Below are 17,569 nucleotides of genomic sequence, written 5' to 3' on the forward strand. Positions count from 1 at the left end.
TCAGCCGAGTGCCTGGCTGGCGAGGGCAAAGGTGGTGGCGGTTGGATCGGCGGCGTCTTTGGCCAACGGCTGTCTCATCGTGATGCCGCCGCCGACATGGACCAGCCCCTGTTCGGCAAGCCATGGGGAGAGCCCGGTCTCGTCAGTGGTGTCGACCCTGAGGAACCGTCCGGGCCGCCTGGCGATGAAATGTTCGATGAGTATCTTGGCTTTGCTAAGGTCGGCGGCCACCACGGGTCCGATCACTTCGCCGCGGCCGAAAGGACGCAGGCAGGCGAAGCCGGAAATGCGGCCGCCGCTGCGAATGACGGCGAATTCGCCGATCCCGGCGAAATAAGAGAGCAGTCGTTCTCGATCGGCGCCAAAGGCCAGGCGATCGAGTGTCGCGATGGCAGGGAGATCGGCGGCGGTGGCGGCTTCCGTTTCCGCCGGGGCAGCGATTTCTCCGGCAAGGCCTTGGTGCTGCAGCACGGTTCCCGTCTCGCGGAAGCCAAGCTTCTGGTAAAGCGGCAGGCCTGCCGTCGTCGCCACCAGCCTCAGCGGTCGGTCACCGGCGGTCAACAGTGCGGCGTCCATCAGTCTGCGGCCAAGGCCGCGGCCGCGCATCGTCTCGTCGACGATGACCATGTTAATAGTTGCACAATCGCCCTTGTATGGCGTGACGAGCACGGTGCCGACGACCTTGCCGTTCTCGATCGCGACCATCCCCTCGCTCAGGGCGAGCGCCAGCTGCCAGTCTTCCGTCCGGTGCGGCCAGCCCGCCTGTCTTGAGAGCGCGACGGCGGCTTCCAGATGGTCGGGGCCGAATGGGACGATTTCGATCTGACTTGCTTGCATGGGGGCGTCCTTCATGTCGTGCCCGCCAGTCTGCCGGAGCGCCGGCGGGCAGATCGTCTGAAGGCCATGGTTCAAGCAGTATCTTATGGCTTTGCTGCCATGGACCACCGCATCTTATGCTAGAGCCGATCGATATTCGTCGACCCCAGATCCCGTCAGTGCATCATCGCCAGCGCTGCCGTAAAGAAATCTTCGCCTCCGAAGTTTCCTGATTTCAACGCCAGAAGCATATCGCCCTGGGCATTGCCGACCGTGCGCAACACCGGCACGCCGGGCGCAATCTCCGGGCCGATCAGAAATGCCGGAATGGCGAGCCTATCGACCGCCGCCCCTGAGGTTTCACCGCCTGCGATCACAAGGCGCCGCACGCCTCTCTGCACCAGTTCGGCTGTGATGATCGAGGTCGCGGTCTCGATCGCGTGGCCGGAGGCTTCTCGTCCATAGAGCGATTGCAGCCGGGACACGGTCTCCGGCGCGGCACTTGCGGCGATCACCACAGGACCGGCGGAGATTCTGTCTCCGGCCCAGGAAATCGCCGTGGCGATCTCATCCGGGCCGGCAAGCAGCCGCTCCGGATCGAGCCGCAGCACGGGCATCGACCGTTCGGCGACGTCGAGTTGGCGCAGCGTCGCCTTGGAACAACTGCCGGCAACGATCGCCGACAGCCCGCCGACGGGGCGAATGGCGTCCGCCGTCGTTGCGCCGCCGGAGGAAATCCGACCGGAGCGGACGAGGGCGCGGGCAAGGCCGAGGCCGAGGCCGGACGCACCTGTCGATACCGGTGTTTCCAATGCGATCTCGCCGAGCGTTTCAAGATCCCGTACGAAAATCGCATCGGCGATGGCGATGGTGACGCCTGCCGTGCGCAGGGCATCGAGCCTCGCCTTGACGGCATCAGGCCCGGCCGCGATGGCGGTGAGATCGACCAGTCCGACGGCGTTGCGCGATTGCCGGGCGAGCACCCGCACGAGATTGGCGTCATGCATCGGATTGAGGGGATGGTCCTTGAGCGGGCTTTCGTTCAGCGGCTGGCTGCCGACGAAGAGATGGCCAAGATAGACGGTGCGTCCCGTTTCCGGAAAGGCAGGTGTCACCAGCACGGAGCCGCCGCCGGCCGCCTCGCTCAACGCCTCGGTGACCGGACCGATATTGCCGGCGTCGGTGGAATCGAAGGTCGAACAGATCTTGTAAAGCACATGGCCGGCGCCCCGCTGGCGCAGCCATCGCTCGGCGCTGGTCGCGGCCGTCACGGCATCCGGGGCCGGGACGGAGCGGATTTTCAGGGAAACGACCACGGCGTCGACATCCGGCAACGCGAGTGTCGGATCGGGGATGCCGACCGTTTGCACCGTGCGCAGGCCGTTCTTCGTCAGCGTGTTGGCGAGGTCGGAGGCGCCGGTATAGTCGTCGGCGATTGATCCGAGCAAAATAGCCATCGTCTAGCTCCGTGCAAAAGGTTTGAACCAGCCAAGACCGTCCAGCGTGTGGCCGCGTGGGATGTATTCGCAACCGATGAAACCGCCATATCCCAGGCGGTCGATTTCGCCGAACAGATAGGGATAATTCAGTTCCTCCCCGTCCGGTTCGTTGCGGGACGGCACGCTGGCGATCTGGATATGACCGGTGATCGACAGCAGGCGTCGCAACGCCATGACGACGTCGCCATGGATGATCTGCCGGTGATAGATGTCGAACTGGAGATTCAGGTTTGGCAGGCCGGATTCGGCAATCAGCCGCTCGGCCGCGCCGAAGTCGTTGAGGAAGTATCCCGGCATGTTTCGCCCGTTGATCGGCTCGAGCAGCAGATCGATGCCCTTTTCCGCAAGCCGCTCGGCAGCATAGGTGACGGAGCGCCGGTAAGAGGAAGAGGCGTCTTGGTCATGAGGGTCGGCGATGCCGGCCATCAAGTGCAATCGCTTGACACCCGTCGCCGCCGCATAGTCCAGTGCCCGCTCGACATCGGCTTTCAGCGCATCGAAGCGTCCGGGAAGAGCCGCGATGCCACGCTCGCCGGCTGCCCAGTCGCCCGGCGGCAGGTTGAACAGGGCCTGCTGCAGATTGTTGCGGGCAAGCCGCTCGGCGATTGCCTCCGGCGGGGCTTCGTAGGGGAAGAGATATTCGACGGCGGTAAAGCCGGCATCGGCTGCGGCGTCGAAACGGTCGAGGAATGCCCATTCGTTGAACATCATCGTCAGGTTGGCGGCGAAAACCGGCATGTCTCGTGTTCCCTCTACAGGCTCTGCGGCTCTTTGGCGGAGCCGGGCAATTCTGCGCCGGAAAGCTGGGCATAGAGCCGCGCCAGCGAGGAATCGTCGTCGCGGCCCATGCCCGCTCCAGCGGCGGCCAGATACATCTGCAAGGCCGCTGCCGCGAGCGGTACCGGGTAGCGCTCGGAGCGGGCCATGTCCTGGACGATACCGAGATCCTTGACGAAAATCTCGATGCTGCTCAGCGGAGTATAGTCTCCGGCCAGCACATGCGGCACGCGGTTTTCGAACATCCATGAATTGCCGGCCGAAGCCGTGATCACCTCATAGACTTTGTCGAGGTCGAGGCCCTGCTTGGCGGCGAAGGTAATGGCCTCGCAGGCGGCGGCGATGTGCACGCCGGCGAGAAGCTGGTTGATCATCTTGAAGGCAGCACCTTTTCCGGCCGCATCGCCTAGCTCGTAGACCTTGCCGGCCATGGCCTCGAGTCCGGGGCGCGCCGTGTCGAAGGCCTGTCTGGAGCCGGAAGCCATGATCGTCAGTGCGCCCTGCGCCGCCTTGGCGGCGCCGCCCGAAATCGGCGCGTCGAGATAATGCAGGCCGAGAGCCTCCACCCTTTGCGCCAGGTTGCGTGCAATGGCGGGATCCATGGTGGCCGACGAGATGAAGACCGCACCGGCCTTCATCGCATGCGCGACACCTTCTGGCCCGAACAGTACGGCCTCGGTCTGCGCGCCGTTGACGACCACGGAGACGACAATGTCGGCGCCCTTTGCCGAATCGGCAGGGGTCGCCGCGCCGCGCCCGCCCTCGGCGATGAAGCGGTCCACCGCCGCCGGCGTGATGTCATATCCGACGACGTCGAGACCTGCGCGCTTCATCGACCGGGCCATTCCGAGCCCCATGGAACCAAGACCGATGACGGCTGCGACAACGGCGGAGCCCGGGTTTTCAGCAAGCGGTGACATGAGGAGGTTCTCCATCTCCTGAGGAAGGTCTGTGCCCTCCGGGTAGCGTCCCGGAGGGGCTCTAGAGCGCCGTGCGTCTACAAGACGCGCTAAGGACGCTCTAACATTTTGAATTTGCGCATCATCCTTTCCGAAAATCGATTCCGATTTTCGGGGTTATGCGCGAGTTCAGCGATTGACGGTTTTCGCCGGAACCGTCAACACGGCCAGCGAGCCAATGACCAGCGCGGCCGCCAACAGATACATGCCGGCGCTGTTGGTGCCGGTGAAGTCTTTGAGATAGCCGACCAGAAACGGCCCGAGAAACCCGGCGAGGTTGCCGACCGAATTGATCCAGGCGATGCCGGCCGCAGCGCCGGTGCCGGCAAGAAAAGCTGTCGGAAGCGACCAGAAGAGCGGCGCGCAGCTGATCGCGCCCGCTGCCGCCAGCGAGAGGCAGACAATCGACACCGTCGTGCTCGTCGCCATGGTCGCCGCGACAAAACCACCGGCGGCAATCAGAGCCGGGACGACGAGGTGCCAGCGGCGTTCACGCAGCCTGTCGGCGGAACGTCCGAGTGCCAGCATCGCGACGAATGTGCAGATATAGGGGATCGCCGAAATCAGGCCAATATTCAGGTTTCCGCTGACGCCCGAGGCCTTGACGATGGTCGGCATCCAGAAATTCAGCCCATATTGCCCGAGCACGAAGCAGAAATAGATCAGGCACATCAGCCAGACGCGACGGTCGGTCAGCGTTGCACCGATGCTGTGCGGGCTTGCCGTCTTGCCCCGGTTCTCCGCCTCGATATTGGCCGTCAGCACGCGCTTTTCCTCATCGTTCAGCCATTTCGCGCCCTGGATCGTATCATCAAGATAGAAGAACGTCGCGACACCGAAAAGAATGGCCGGAATGGCTTCGATCAGGAACATCCACTGCCAGCCGGAAAGACCATGCGTGCCGTGAAAGCTGTCCATCAGGAGACCCGAAAGCGGATTGCCGAAAATGGCGGATATCGGGATCGCCGACATGAAGGTGGTGATAATCCTGGCGCGGCGGTGGGCCGGATACCACGCGGTCAGATAAAGAATGATGCCGGGGAAAAATCCGGCTTCGGCCACGCCCAGCAGGAAACGAAGGACATAGATCACACCCGCGCGCCGACCTTGTTCATGATGATGTTGCTCGGCACTTCAAACAGAAAATAGCCGATGAAGAAAATGCCTGCACCGATGCCGTAGGCGGCTTCCGAAAGGCCGAGTTCACTCGACATTTGCAGCTTGGCGAAGCCGACATTGACGCGGTCGAGATAGGCGACCACGTAGCACAGCATCAAAAAGGGTACGATGCGCCAGAAGACCTTGCCATAGGCACGGTCTTCCGCGGCTTCAGCGGTATATTCGCCAGCGATTGGCGCCTGCGTCTGCAGCGTCATGATTTTCTCCTCCGATTGTTGCCGCGGTCCCTGTCGATCCTCCCGCGGCACGCCGAGCCATTTTTGGCAGCGCTGCCATTTTCATTAATCCATTTTGGCAGCGCTGCCAACAGCAAATTGGTAGCGCTGCCAAAAAAACCTTGCTTCTTGGCGGGAGCAGTGAAAAATGGGGACAACGCGGTGGTCGCGCCGGACGGTCAGGCCCGGGCAACCATCCTAAAAGCCGGGTTCAAACGTAACGATGGAATTCAAACATCAGGCGACGGTCACGCTTGCCGAAGTCGCGGAGGCGGCCGGTGTCGGCGAGAGCACGGTGTCGCGCGTGCTGCGCAACCATGGTTCGTTTTCCGGCAAGACGCGGGAGCGGGTGATGGCCGCCGTCGAGCGGCTGGGTTATGTGCCGAACCGGATCGCCGGAACGCTCGCCTCCACCGGGTCGCGTCTTGTCGCCTTCGTCATTCCGTCGCTCTCCAACATCGTCTTTCCCGATGTGCTGCGCGGCGCCAGCGCCGTTCTGGAGGAGAACCGGTACCAGGCGGTTTTCTCCGTGACCGATTATGATCCGGGCAAGGAGGAGGCGCTCGCCGCCGCGATGCTTGCCTGGCGGCCGGCGGCGGTCATGCTGGCGGGATACGAGCACACTGAGGGCACGGTGAAGATGCTGCGCGCCAGCGGCTGCCGGATCGTGGAACTGCTCGATCTGGATGGCGATGCTCTCGATATCGCCGTCGGCTTCTCGAACCGCGCGGCCGGGCGGGAGAGTGCGGCCTTCCTGCTGAAGCGGGGTTACCGCCGGATCGGCTATGTCGGTCACGACCTCAACCGCGATACCCGTGCCGGCAAGCGGTTTTCCAGCTTTTGCGAGACGCTCGATGCGCATGACGCACCGCTCGTCGCCCGTGAAATTCTTGCCGGCGCCTCGTCCGTGGAAAACGGCAGGCTGGGATTGGAGCGGCTGCTTGCCCGGACGACCGATCTCGATGCGGTTTATTTCTCCAACGACGACATGGCGCTGGGTGGTTATTTTCACTGTCTGGCTCAAGGGATCGCGATCCCCTCGACGCTCGCCATTTTCGGCTATAACGGCCTCGATATCGGCCGGGTAACACCGCAACCACTGTCGACCATCCGAACGCCGCGCGTGGCGACGGGACAGATAGCCGCCCAGATGGTCGTCGCCAACGCGCCGCCGCAGGCCGTCGATCTCGGCTTTGAACTGATCGAAGGGGCAACTGCGTAATATTGGAGGAACTGTCATGTCCGACGCGCGCCTGCGTGAGGAAATCTGCCGATACGGCCGCTCGCTGTTCGAGCGCGGGCTGACGCCCGGTTCGTCGGGCAACATATCGTTGCGGCTGGAGGACGGCGGCTGGCTGGTCACGCCGACCAATGCCTCGCTCGGCTTTCTCGACCCGGCACGGATCTCCAGGCTCGATGCCGAAGGCCGGCTCCTGTCCGGCGACAAGCCGACCAAGGAAATCCCGCTGCACACGGCCCTCTACGACACGCGCGGCAGCGCCCGCGCCATCGTCCATCTTCACTCCACCCATGCGGTGGCGCTGACCATGCTGCCGGAGATCGATCCGCGCGCCGCCCTGCCGCCGATGACGCCATATTATCTGATGCGCGCCGGCGAAACCGCGCTGGTGCCCTATTATCGTCCGGGCGATCCTGATGTGGCCGATGCCATCCGCGGGCTGGCGGGCAAGTATTCGTCGGTGCTTCTGGCCAATCACGGACCTGTTGTCGCCGGCGACAGCCTGGAAGCGGCGGTCTTCGCCACTGAGGAACTGGAGGAAACCGCAAAGCTCTATCTGCTGTTGCGCAACCTCAATCCCCGTTTCCTCAGCCCGGCTCAGGTGGCCGATCTCGTCAAAACCTTCGGCCTCGACCTTCCGTCGCATCACGATCATGATCACGACGGTGATTGAAAGCGTCACTTCGCCGGCCGTTGCCTGCGGGCGAATGCGCGCAACCTTCTGCCAAACCCCGCTTTCGATACGATAGATTCTGCTTCCGATGCTGCCAATTCAGGCGAGCTGCGGGGGAAGCGGTGCTTATGATTGTGACACGTCCCCAGTTCCGATCATTCAAGGATACGCAGATGACGACGTTTCGTCCGAAATACATCACCTTCGACTGCTACGGCACGCTGACCAACTTTCAGATGGCGGAAGCGGCCCGTGATCTCTACGGCGAAGAGCTCGACGAGCGGCGCATGGCGGAGTTCATCAAGAATTTCGCCGCCTATCGGCTCGACGAGATCCTGGGCGACTGGAAACCCTATGCCGAGGTGGTGCACAATTCACTCGAGCGGACATGCAAGCGCAATGGCGTGACCTTTCGCGATGAAGCGGCAAAGATGATCTATGAGCGGGTTCCGACCTGGGGGCCGCATCCGGACGTGCCGGCCGGGCTCGCCAAGGTCGCCAAGGAAATCCCTTTGGTGATCCTCTCCAACGCGATGAATTCGCAGATCATGTCGAACGTTGAAAAACTCGGCGCGCCCTTCCATGCGGTCTATACCGCCGAGCAGGCGCAGTCCTATAAGCCGCGCTTCAAGGGCTTTGAATATATGCTTGATATGCTCGGCTGCGGGCCGGAAGACGTGCTGCACTGCTCGTCCTCCTTCCGCTACGACCTGATGTCGGCCCACGATCTCGGCATCAAGAACAAGGTCTGGGTCAATCGCGGCCACGAGCCGGCCAATCCCTATTACGGCTATGTCGAAATTCCTGACATCTCGGGCCTGCCTGGCGTCGTCGGGCTCTGACGGAGGCACGCGGATGCAGTTCGAATCCTACTGGCACGACACGGCACCAGCCTTTGCCGGCGGCGCACAAGGCCCCGTCGAAGGACATTACGATGTCGCCGTCATCGGCGCCGGCTTTACCGGGCTTGCCGCGGCGCGCCAGCTTGCAAGGGCCGGCGTCAAGGTCGTGGTGCTGGAGGCCGAACGGGTCGGCTGGGGGGCATCGGGACGCAATGGTGGACACCTCAACAATGGGCTCGCCCACAGTTTCCTCTCCGCCAAGTCAGCACTCGGCGCGGAGCGAGCTGTCGCGCTTTACAGGGCACTCGACGATTCCATTGACACGATCGAGGCTGTTATCGCCGAGGAGGGGATCGACTGCAATTTCCGCCGCGCCGGCAAGCTGAAGCTTGCTTCCAAGCCGCAGCATTTCGATGCCATTGCCCGCAATTTCGAGGCTGTCCACAAAGAGGTCGATCAGGATACCGCACTTCTGACCGCCAATGAGCTGAAAAGCGAGGTCGGCTCGCCCTTCCATGGCGCCATGCTCTCGAAGAAGAGCGCGATGATGCATATGGGCCGCTATGTCGCCGGGCTCGCCACCGCCGCTGCCCGCCACGGCGCCACCATTTTCGAAAAGGCGGCGGTGACGGCACATCGGCAGGGCAACGGCCGCCACAGCCTTACGACTGCACGCGGCACCGTCACCGCCGACCACGTGCTGGTCGCGACAGGCGCCTATACGCCGTCGCTCTTCAGTTATTTCCGCCGCCGGATCGTTTCCGTCGGCAGCTTCCTGATCGCCACCCGTCCGCTGACCGACGCCGAAATTGCCGCGACGATGCCGGGCAACCGCACCTGCGTGACGTCGATGAACATCGGCAATTATTTCCGGTTGTCGCCGGACAATCGGCTGATCTTCGGCGGTCGCGCCCGCTTTTCCGCCACGTCGGATCAGCGATCGGACGCAAGGAGCGGCGATATTCTGCGCGCCAGCCTGGCTGAGATCTTTCCGCAGCTTGCCGGCGTCGAGATCGACTATTGCTGGGGCGGGCTCGTCGACATGACCAAGGACCGCTATCCGCGCGCCGGCTATGTCGACGGTGTCTGGTATGCCATGGGCTATTCCGGCCACGGCGCCCAACTCTCCACCCATCTCGGCATGATCATGGCCGACGCCATCCTCGGCAAGGCCGACCGTAACCCAATCAAGGGTCTCGACTGGCCTGCCGTTCCCGGTCACTTCGGCAAACCGTGGTTCCTGCCGCTGGTCGGGCTTTACTACAAGACGCTCGACCGCTTCCAGTAACGGGCCGGATCAGTCCGATTGCAGCCGCTGTTCCAACCGAAGCGGCGCGATGGGGCAGGATTGAGATAAGCACCTGCGCGGCGGTCAATTATCTGGCTTCGCTGACTGGATAGATCCTGAGAATCCCAAGGCGGTTATCAGTGGTGATCGCTGCAATACCGGCTTCATATGCGGCGCGGACGATTGCCTCATGCAATTTCTCGGGTTCGCTCTCTCCGGTAAGGACCTCCAAACAGATTCTCACCGCCGTGAGGAATTCCTCACCATCGTCGGTGGGCCATTCCTTCAGCAACAGTTGGGCAGCCTCGCGAGCGGTACGGATCACCCGGCGATCTTTCCCTTCGGCAAAAACAAGAATTATTGTTGGGAAGCTTCTCAACATATCGAATCTCATTGCGCCTGAACTCCGCGGGGCGGCCAGTGCCAATGCCGGGCCATGGTTTCGGACCGAGATCGACCACACATTCTCGTCAACCATCAGCTAGCCAGATTGGCTTTCAGCTCACGGGCTGCCGCCTCAAGGAGTCGCTTGAATTCTTCGGAGGTCACGCCATCGGCGCGCATCACCATGGCGATCAGTGGATCGCAAAGAGCTTCGGATATCGTCAGCTCATCGTTCTTTCCTGCGGTTGCGCCAACGGAGCAGCAATATCCCGACAAAGATAGTGTGTTCATGGACATACCTTGCATTCGGGGTGTTCGCAGCGAGAACGTAGCTCGGCCTGATTGCTTTTGAGGTCCAATATCCATCGGCGTCCCCGTGCGGCCGAGTGTCTCGAAAGGCATTTTTGGGCAACCCGCGACACGGCAAGGCCGGCGATAAATGCGTTCTCGGCAGCGGCCGGTGGAGCGAGAAAGCCGTCGTCGGTTGCGACCTGGGCGGCGCAATGGCAGACGGGACAGGCGTCCTCATGCACTGCGACCGAGGGACCTGCGATGCCATAGGCTTCGGAGCGGCCGACATGCAGATGGGGCGGCAGGCCGGCTTTCGATGCGTGGCAGGCCGTCAGGAACTCTTGGGCCGGATGAGAATCGTCGCCGGCAAGAACAACGAACGGATTGTGGGCGTAATCTGCGATCAATCGGAGCGCTGCGGCCCCTGCCGCAAATTCCGGCAAAGCGAAGACCTTGGCCGAGAAACACGCGGCCAGACAGGTCGCCAGCTTGTCCGTCTTCAACCGGCCGAGATCAGCTTCGCTCGCCCATGGGACATGGTTCAAGTTGTTCTCGTCGATACGATCCGCATCCACGAGAAAGAAATGGCGCGCGCCGTGGGCCGCAAGCTGGATGGCAATCTGCGAGCCCAAGCCGCCGCATCCGATAATCACGAAGTCGATTTCGCGAAAACCTGAGAAGTCGCGTTGACGATGGCGAAGAGGCGTGAGGAAGGCGTCGTCGTGATCCATTGCGGTGGAGACATATTCGTCCTCATCCGGCATATTGGAACCGTCCAAAGAGACGCCGAACGCAGGTCTTGTAACATTGGGGCTCCGTTCCTCGACAGGATCAGCACTATTGCCGATGAACAGAGCCCCTCTGCCGCCCCACCCCAGCCTATGGGTGAAGAAGTTCGGGAAATCGACGGGCGCGCTAGCGGCCGCCGGTAGTCGTTGAGACCGATAGTTGACCATCAGATCGCCTCCATCTCTCTGGGCGCGATCCCGCGGATCGTCGCGGCGTAGTGTCCGTAATCCTCGCCCATCGCGTGGTCGGGGGTCTTCGCAATCACGTGGAATTTGCCGTCATACCAGAGGCTGACATTGTCGCCGCTGTCATCGATCTCGCGCCGGCCCATCCGAGGATCGATCGGCTCCTTGCCGCGCAGCAGCATCTGTCCAATATCCCAGGCTTGGCGATCGAGAATGCGCTGGCGCTCGGCAAGATGCGCCTGGCGGTGCGCAATGGGCTCTTCGGCAAGCAACTGGCTCACGAGGAACAAGATCCGACTGCTCCAGAAAGGAATGGCGGCGATGTCTGGGAGGTCGAGGAGGACATCGCCGCGGAGACGTTCGATACCTTTCCGAGCGATATCGACGAGCGGGACTTGCCGTGCGGCATAGGCAATTATGAATGCCGTCTTCCCGGCGCAGCGCTCAGGATCCGTCTCGGTGGATAGGCATGCCATGCGCAAGGCGCATTCCCAGGGAATGGTGTAGGCCGTATGCAGGATGCTTTCGAACGTCTGTAGGTCCTTCTTGTATGGGGAAACATATTGGAACTCGCTAGGCAGGGATGCCCCCCCCGAGGTCGTATAAAACCCGAGCAGGATATTCCCCGCCTCATGAAGCAGTTGGGCCGCTGTCGCGGCATGATCGCCGGCGCGCAATCTCTCCCTGGAAAGGACGATGAGCGCGCTGCCCGGCAATTCGTTCGAACTCGAAAAGGAGCAGTGCGGTTCGCGCCGCACGCCAACGTAAAGCGTGTGCAGCCCGGCGATCAGACGTTGATGGCCGTACTCGTCCAAGTCCGCGATCAATGCGAAGGCCTTCTCCAGATGGTCGGCGATGCGATCCAATTCCGCATCGTCCGTGATCGCATAGCCGGGCCGGGGATAGTCCGGCATGCATTGGCGGAGGAGGGCTTGCATGATACGGCTTCGCGCTGGACTTTCGATGTGCACGAGGCCGATGCCGCAGGCGAGCCGGCACGCTGGCTGACGTTCGAGTTCAACATCCGATGCGATCAGATCCGGCTGCAGATAGCGGCCGACGACCTGCACATCGGGGCGGGCCGCCTGCCATTCCAGACTGCGCGCGAGCGCACCCATCCAGGCTGCAAGTACGGATGAACGGTAAGGGTCGGCGCCGACCGGTCCGGCAACTGCTGGCGGAAGCTCCGGCAGGCGAGTGTATCCGCCATCTGCAAGGTCGGGGAAATAACCTGACAATGCCTCTACTCCAGCCGAACAACCGGCGAGCTTCGAAGCCGCCGCAAGCGTGCGGCCATATTGGAGGCGTCGCTTCAAAAGGTTGCGTGTTGCCACACGCTGCAGGGAGACGGTACTTGCCATCAGGGGATTGCGCTTGAGCAGGCGGCGCGCCTCATCTGCCAACTCTTGTATGCGGGACGCGGACATCGGCAGCCTCCGTGAGTTTGTCTTCGGGCGGATCAAGGTTGCATCTCGGGCAAAAATGCCGGAGTTCGGGACGACTTCGTGCGACATCGGAACGTTGTGCGTCGTCGGTTGAGAGGCACTATTCCCCAAGGGCGTCATTCGCCCGCCAGTTCGGCGTTAAAAATCCGTAAAAACGACGTCAACAAAGAAAAAGCCTCCTCGATCGAGGAGGCTTAGAATTTTGGATAACGCATCCGTAGCGGTCAGATCGCCAGAGCCGCCTGTACCGCCGCCCGCGCATTCGGCAGGCCCGACCCGAAGAAATAGGCCGCGTCGAGAGCGTCCTCGCTTTCTGCATTCATGCAATCCGCCGTCAGTTTCCTCGTTCCGGGTGCGACAATGGCGTCCAGGCGCGACGCGGCTTTCAGAATGGACTTGACCTGAGGCCCCGAGAGGCGGTCACCTGGACTATGGCGGCTCTTGTAGGCCCGCTGAATCAGGGCGCATAGGCCCCCCACCTGCGCCGACGCGCCGGAGGTGCCCCCGAAGGTGGTGTAGTATCCGCCACCGATGCCCGGATTGGTTCCGAACGGCACGATCGCCGACCATGGATCGGAGCCGTGATCATAGCCGAAAATCCCCGACAGGTCCGTCGTCAGCAGCGAGAAGTGCGAATAGTAGTATTCCCGCGTTCGAAAGGCACTGTAGTCGTGCTGCGCGGCAAATGGCGAAAGCCGGTCGAGGCGTAACTGATGCCGGTTGAAGACCTCACCGTCGTCGGAGGGGGAGACAACCGTCAGTCCTTCGCCGTAATTGCTGTAGCCCGAACGGAAACCTTCGACGGTAACGGCCCCGACGGCGATGATGCCGTTGTCATCGGCGGCAAGACTTGCCGGATAGATCAGCTGGCTCTCGCCACTGTTTCCCGCGGCGCAGACGATCGGAATGTGCTTGCTGACGGCGAGGATGAGTTGTTTGAGGATATGCCACGGGCGATCGGGATTGGAGCCTATCTGCGCAGCCTTCGGCTCCAGTTCAGGCCCACCCTGGTCGGCGAAGGCAATGCGCGCGAAGAGATTGGCGGCATCCTGGTTTTTCCATATTTCCAGGTCGGCCTTCAGCTCGTTCTTTGGATCGACCACGCTGCGTTTCGGGTCAGGCAGACCGCGTGGCATGACGATCACGTCCACCTTCTGATGATAGGCATAGAGAAAGGCTGCGATGAACTGCCTGACATCGTCTTCGAAGGACGTCCTGATCGAGATGAGCCTTGAAAAGGGATCAACGCCGAAATAGGGGATGACGTTGCGATTGCCGCTCGTATGCAGCTCGTCACCATCACCGTAGAAGGCTCCTTCCGGCGGAAGGCTTGGCGTGCCTTCTTCTGCAACAACGGCGGGTTCGCCGACGATCAGCCCTGCGCAGCACGTACCATGCGATGCAAACAGCGATTCCGGATTGTAGAGCCGCCGGAGAACACCCTCCGACGCGGCATATTCCGCAACCAGGTCACTGAGATAGTCCCGGTCGTCATTCGAAAGGCCGATATTGCCGAGCGGAGTGATGTTGAGCCCCGCGAAGAAGGCATGCCGTTCCTCACGGTCAAAGGACGTGGTCGTATCGAGAATTTCGAGCACGCGCGCGCCGTAACGATGGGTCGTCAAATCGATTGACGCCTCCCGGTCAAGCCGGGTTGCCAGATTGGGATGATCCGGAGATACGCCGACATCGATCAGCGCGACCCGTGCGGGTCGCAGCGGGCCGACGGAAGCGATCGCATCCCAGACCGTGCCAGTGATGAGGGGATCGGGCAGCGCGCGTGCGGCGCTCGCATCGGGCGCTGGAGGCACCGGCGGAGCCGATCCGTATTCCGCGTCGACTACGCCAAGAGCAGTCAGGTGCCAGAGATAGTAGTAGTTGATCGGCGCGGGCTCAGGCATTTGTGTTTGATCCGTCATGGTTGTAATCCTGTTGAGCAGCAGCTGGAGAATTCAGACCCATTCGTCGTGTACGGCCTGGAACAGTGGACCGAACGCGTCGTGGAGGTAGGGGGCGAAGCGTCGGGCGAGATCTCGTCCTGCCTGTGTGTCGCTCGGGTAGTGCAGGCCGGCCCATTCGCGATTTTCGGCAACGTTCTGGGCGATGCGGGCAAGCTCGTCGGTGGCCGGATGTTCCGGCAGGATCGTCGAGAACGCGAAGGCGATCGAAAAGCACTGGAACGAATGGTTGCTGGGATAGGACTCGTGGACCGGCACGGCCAGCAACGGCCGCAGCATGGGCTCAAACTGGTTTGGCCGCAGCCGGTTGAACTGGCTCTTGTAGATCAGTCCGACATATTCGCAGGCCGTCAGGATCGCCTGGAAAAGGCCCTCCGTCTGCTCGAAGCCGCCGAGATCCTCGATATGCAATGCGCGGGTGAATTCTCCCACGGAGATCGTCGACTCGATTTGGATGTCGGGCAGGCGCCGCACGCGTTCGCGGTCGCGGCGTTGCATGGAGAGGAGCACCGTCGTTTCGAGGCGGGTATAATCCGGGCCGGGCGGCGGAAGTATATCCAGCATTTCCCAGGTGAAGCGCCGCGCCGCGCTATAGGCGTTGCGTGACGGCTGCTGGTGTAGCCTGCGCAGCTCGAAGGAGGGGATAAGCTGCGACACGCCGAGGCTGGCGCCATCCATCGTCGACTTGTTTTTATTCTTATTTTTGTTCTTGTTTTTGTTCTTGTTTTTGTTCAGCGACGCCTTGTTGAGCACCGACTTGTTCGCCACGCTCTTGTTGAGGACCGAGGCTGCGGCCATCGTCGCCATCATAGGCGCGGCCAGAGACGATGCATCTTCATCCGTGCCGGAAAGCGCAGGTTCGGAGGCTGCATCAGGTGCAGCTTCCGACGCACCGGTGAGAGGATCAGCACCTGCATTGTCCCTGGGTTCGCATGGAAGGACCGTATCCGGTTCAATCCTGAATTTATAATTGTTTAGAAATGAGACGATTCTTGATTGCGATTCGTGGGCGGTGTCCGCTTCCATTGCAGCCTCCTTGCGCGATGATGTGAAGAATTGTCCGGGGTTCAGCGCAGCTTGGCGCCGGCCTTGAGAAGGCCGTCGATCAAGATCTGGCCGCCGCCTGTGTCGAGCAGCGGATAGCCGCTGCCGCGGAAGGCGTTGATAGAGAAGCCGCCCTCGACCGCCTCAAGACGCTGCAGGTAATGCCGCGCGCCGACGAGATCGTTGGAATGGGCATGACTGGAGGCAAGATAGCGCAGCAGACTGTTGAAGTTCGGTCGTGTCCGCAGGGCTTCTTCGCCCGCAGCTATGGCCGCGCCATGATCGCCTGCAAGCGCTGCCGCAATGCATTTGGTCGTATCGAAGTAATATTTATGCGGGCTGTAGACGCCGAGCTCTTGTACCCAACGCGCCATGGCCACTGCCTTGTCGGGCTGGCCTGCATAGCAGTGCAGCATCGCGTAGAGGTCCCAACTGAGCGGCAGGGCCGGATTCAGGCGGATCGATTTTTCGAACAGGTTGGCCGCATAGTCGTATTCGCCGAACAGGAACGAATGAACGTGGCCGACGAGCGCAAGCGACACGGAATTCTGCGGATCGAGTTCCAGCGCCTTGCGTGCATAGGCCTGGGCTTCCTCGATCAGATGAGCATCCAATGCGTTGAAACGTTGGCCGACCTGGAAAGTCCGAATGAAGGACAGCCAGGCAAAAGTCGATGATCGCGGCTGATACTGGATCTGTTCTTCCAGGCGCCGTTCCGCATTATCCAGGTCGCCGCGCGAAAGCCGAAAGATGGCATTGACGGCGTCGATCAGGAGACCGTCTTGCGACAATCGGCTGTCGGTTGCCTGCATCTCCTGGAAATAGGCCAACTGATCGACGGCCTGGCTGATCAGCGCAGCGGCGATGCCGAATTCGCCCCGCTCGAACTGCGTGCGGTTGATTGCCTGACTGCCCAGCCAATGAATACGGTTGTTGATCAGGTGCTTCATCACCAGTTCGATCAGCACCATGTCACCATCAAACGTCAGGCGAAGCTGTAGGCATATGGGAAGGCTGATCTGCTGTTCGCTCTCTTCAATATTCGGCAAGGTGAAGGAGAGGTCGGTGACGCCAAATCCCAGCCCATCGATGATGGCTTTTGCAATGAGGTTCTGGAACCGTGTCGCAGCAATTTGTCCGCCCTCTCCGGCACCCACCACGATGGGGGACAGAAGCGCCATCATCCATTGCCACTCACCGCCAACCCGCCGCCCATTTGGGCCGCTGCTGGCGATATCCACGGGTTTGCCTGTTCTCGACGTATCCGGGGCGCCTGTTAACGGCAGCAGCGCGGAATGTTTGGCGACATCGCGGCTCGGCTGCTGTCGCGGCTCAAATACATCGTGGACTTGTCCTTCATCGAGACGGCGATACCAGTTTTGCCGTTCCAGCGCCAACCAGTCCTCGAATTCGGGATCGCGGATGTCGATACCTTCGAGCAATTCGTCGGTGACTTGATCCGGAGACCGCTCCGTCTGAACCACCAAGTCGGTATCGAGCACGAGTCGGTCCGTATCCAGCCAAACCGTATTCTTATCCGCAATCAAGAGATCACGTGCCGACCCCAGACTCTTGTGAATGTCCAAAAGCGCCTGGCGTAGACTGGCTGCTGCCTGGTCATCGGAGCGATCGCTCCATAACTTATCCCTAAGCCAGATTCTCGAGCGCGAGCCCCGGGCGGACAATGCAAGCATCGCCAGAAGAGCCTGTGCCTTTTTGGATTTCGGAGTAACCGAGCGCCCCCCGGCGTCCACAAGGGCAAAAGGCCCGAGCAGGAACATCCGAAACGGATCGTGCTCCTTGTTCATGCGATCCACCGGCCCCGCCCCCGTTGCCTCCGAAACGCTCGTTCGGCGGCCGGAAAACCTAGCATCCGGGGACCAGTCTGCCACAACTACGGCGTCTGGCAAGCAACCGGAAAGGGAAACCGGGATTGCGAAATGTAAATCTATGCTGTGACGATGATCGAATTGAAGCATAACCGG

The 17,569-nt window shown here is 61.5% G+C and carries 15 protein-coding genes and 1 pseudogene; 4 read left to right on the forward strand and 12 right to left on the reverse strand.

Annotation, left to right across the window (positions count from 1 at the left end):
- The 5 genes and pseudogenes from FHX10_RS33765 to FHX10_RS33785 all read right to left on the reverse strand — a co-directional run bounded on the left by FHX10_RS33765 (position 1) and on the right by FHX10_RS33785 (position 5,427).
- Complete coding sequence (locus FHX10_RS33765) at positions 1 to 837, reverse strand: GNAT family N-acetyltransferase (RefSeq protein ID WP_063473501.1); 837 nt, start codon at positions 835 to 837, stop codon at positions 1 to 3.
- A 155-nt stretch (positions 838 to 992) separates the two neighbouring features.
- Positions 993 to 2,273 (reverse strand): 3-oxo-tetronate kinase, encoded by a 1,281-nt coding sequence (gene otnK / locus FHX10_RS33770; RefSeq protein WP_063473485.1) that lies wholly within the window; start codon positions 2,271 to 2,273, stop codon positions 993 to 995.
- Between the two features lie 3 nt (positions 2,274 to 2,276).
- A complete protein-coding gene (gene otnI / locus FHX10_RS33775; protein WP_063473486.1) occupies positions 2,277 to 3,053 on the reverse strand; it encodes a 2-oxo-tetronate isomerase in 777 nt (258 codons plus the stop codon).
- Between the two features lie 14 nt (positions 3,054 to 3,067).
- On the reverse strand, positions 3,068 to 4,012 hold the full coding sequence (ltnD, locus tag FHX10_RS33780; RefSeq protein WP_063473487.1) for an L-threonate dehydrogenase: 945 nt from the start codon (positions 4,010 to 4,012) through the stop codon (positions 3,068 to 3,070).
- Positions 4,013 to 4,180: 168 nt separating this feature from the next.
- Positions 4,181 to 5,427 (reverse strand): annotated as a pseudogene (locus tag FHX10_RS33785) (MFS transporter).
- Positions 5,428 to 5,668: 241 nt separating this feature from the next.
- On the opposite strand from FHX10_RS33785, the gene FHX10_RS33790 reads away from it, so the two are divergent.
- The 4 genes from FHX10_RS33790 to FHX10_RS33805 all read left to right on the forward strand — a co-directional run bounded on the left by FHX10_RS33790 (position 5,669) and on the right by FHX10_RS33805 (position 9,488).
- The gene (locus tag FHX10_RS33790; protein WP_063473489.1) at positions 5,669 to 6,667 is read left to right on the forward strand and encodes a LacI family DNA-binding transcriptional regulator; all 999 of its coding nucleotides are present in this window, start codon (positions 5,669 to 5,671) and stop codon (positions 6,665 to 6,667) included.
- 16 nt (positions 6,668 to 6,683) lie between these two features.
- Positions 6,684 to 7,358: an aldolase gene (locus tag FHX10_RS33795; RefSeq protein WP_063473490.1), complete on the forward strand. Its 675-nt coding sequence runs from the start codon at positions 6,684 to 6,686 to the stop codon at positions 7,356 to 7,358.
- Between the two features lie 173 nt (positions 7,359 to 7,531).
- Entirely contained in the window at positions 7,532 to 8,200 is a 669-nt protein-coding gene (locus FHX10_RS33800) for a haloacid dehalogenase type II (RefSeq protein WP_063473491.1), read from the forward strand.
- Between the two features lie 13 nt (positions 8,201 to 8,213).
- On the forward strand, positions 8,214 to 9,488 hold the full coding sequence (locus tag FHX10_RS33805; protein ID WP_063473492.1) for an NAD(P)/FAD-dependent oxidoreductase: 1,275 nt from the start codon (positions 8,214 to 8,216) through the stop codon (positions 9,486 to 9,488).
- Positions 9,489 to 9,576: 88 nt separating this feature from the next.
- Here FHX10_RS33805 and FHX10_RS33810 read toward each other — a convergent pair whose 3' ends face one another.
- The 7 genes from FHX10_RS33810 to FHX10_RS33840 form a co-directional block, all read right to left on the reverse strand.
- Complete coding sequence (locus FHX10_RS33810; protein ID WP_063473502.1) at positions 9,577 to 9,882, reverse strand: DUF982 domain-containing protein; 306 nt, start codon at positions 9,880 to 9,882, stop codon at positions 9,577 to 9,579.
- An 83-nt stretch (positions 9,883 to 9,965) separates the two neighbouring features.
- Positions 9,966 to 10,163, reverse strand: coding sequence for a hypothetical protein (locus FHX10_RS33815; RefSeq protein ID WP_063473493.1), 198 nt, complete (start codon positions 10,161 to 10,163; stop codon positions 9,966 to 9,968).
- Complete coding sequence (locus FHX10_RS33820; RefSeq protein ID WP_245450250.1) at positions 10,160 to 10,894, reverse strand: ThiF family adenylyltransferase; 735 nt, start codon at positions 10,892 to 10,894, stop codon at positions 10,160 to 10,162. The genes FHX10_RS33815 and FHX10_RS33820 overlap by 4 nt, the downstream gene beginning before the upstream one ends.
- Positions 10,895 to 11,118: 224 nt before the next feature.
- A complete protein-coding gene (locus FHX10_RS33825; RefSeq protein ID WP_063473495.1) occupies positions 11,119 to 12,702 on the reverse strand; it encodes an aKG-HExxH-type peptide beta-hydroxylase in 1,584 nt (527 codons plus the stop codon).
- A 104-nt stretch (positions 12,703 to 12,806) separates the two neighbouring features.
- Entirely contained in the window at positions 12,807 to 14,501 is a 1,695-nt protein-coding gene (locus FHX10_RS33830) for a S8 family serine peptidase (RefSeq protein ID WP_028755629.1), read from the reverse strand.
- Positions 14,502 to 14,534: 33 nt separating this feature from the next.
- The gene (locus FHX10_RS33835; protein WP_028755630.1) at positions 14,535 to 15,566 is read right to left on the reverse strand and encodes a phosphatase PAP2 family protein; all 1,032 of its coding nucleotides are present in this window, start codon (positions 15,564 to 15,566) and stop codon (positions 14,535 to 14,537) included.
- A 41-nt stretch (positions 15,567 to 15,607) separates the two neighbouring features.
- A complete protein-coding gene (locus FHX10_RS33840) occupies positions 15,608 to 17,563 on the reverse strand; it encodes an SARP family transcriptional regulator (RefSeq protein ID WP_028755631.1) in 1,956 nt (651 codons plus the stop codon).
- Between the last annotated feature and the right edge of the window lie 6 nt (positions 17,564 to 17,569).

Source organism: Rhizobium sp. BK591 (assembly GCF_014195045.1).
GTDB classification, from domain to species: Bacteria; Pseudomonadota; Alphaproteobacteria; order Rhizobiales; family Rhizobiaceae; genus Rhizobium; species Rhizobium anhuiense.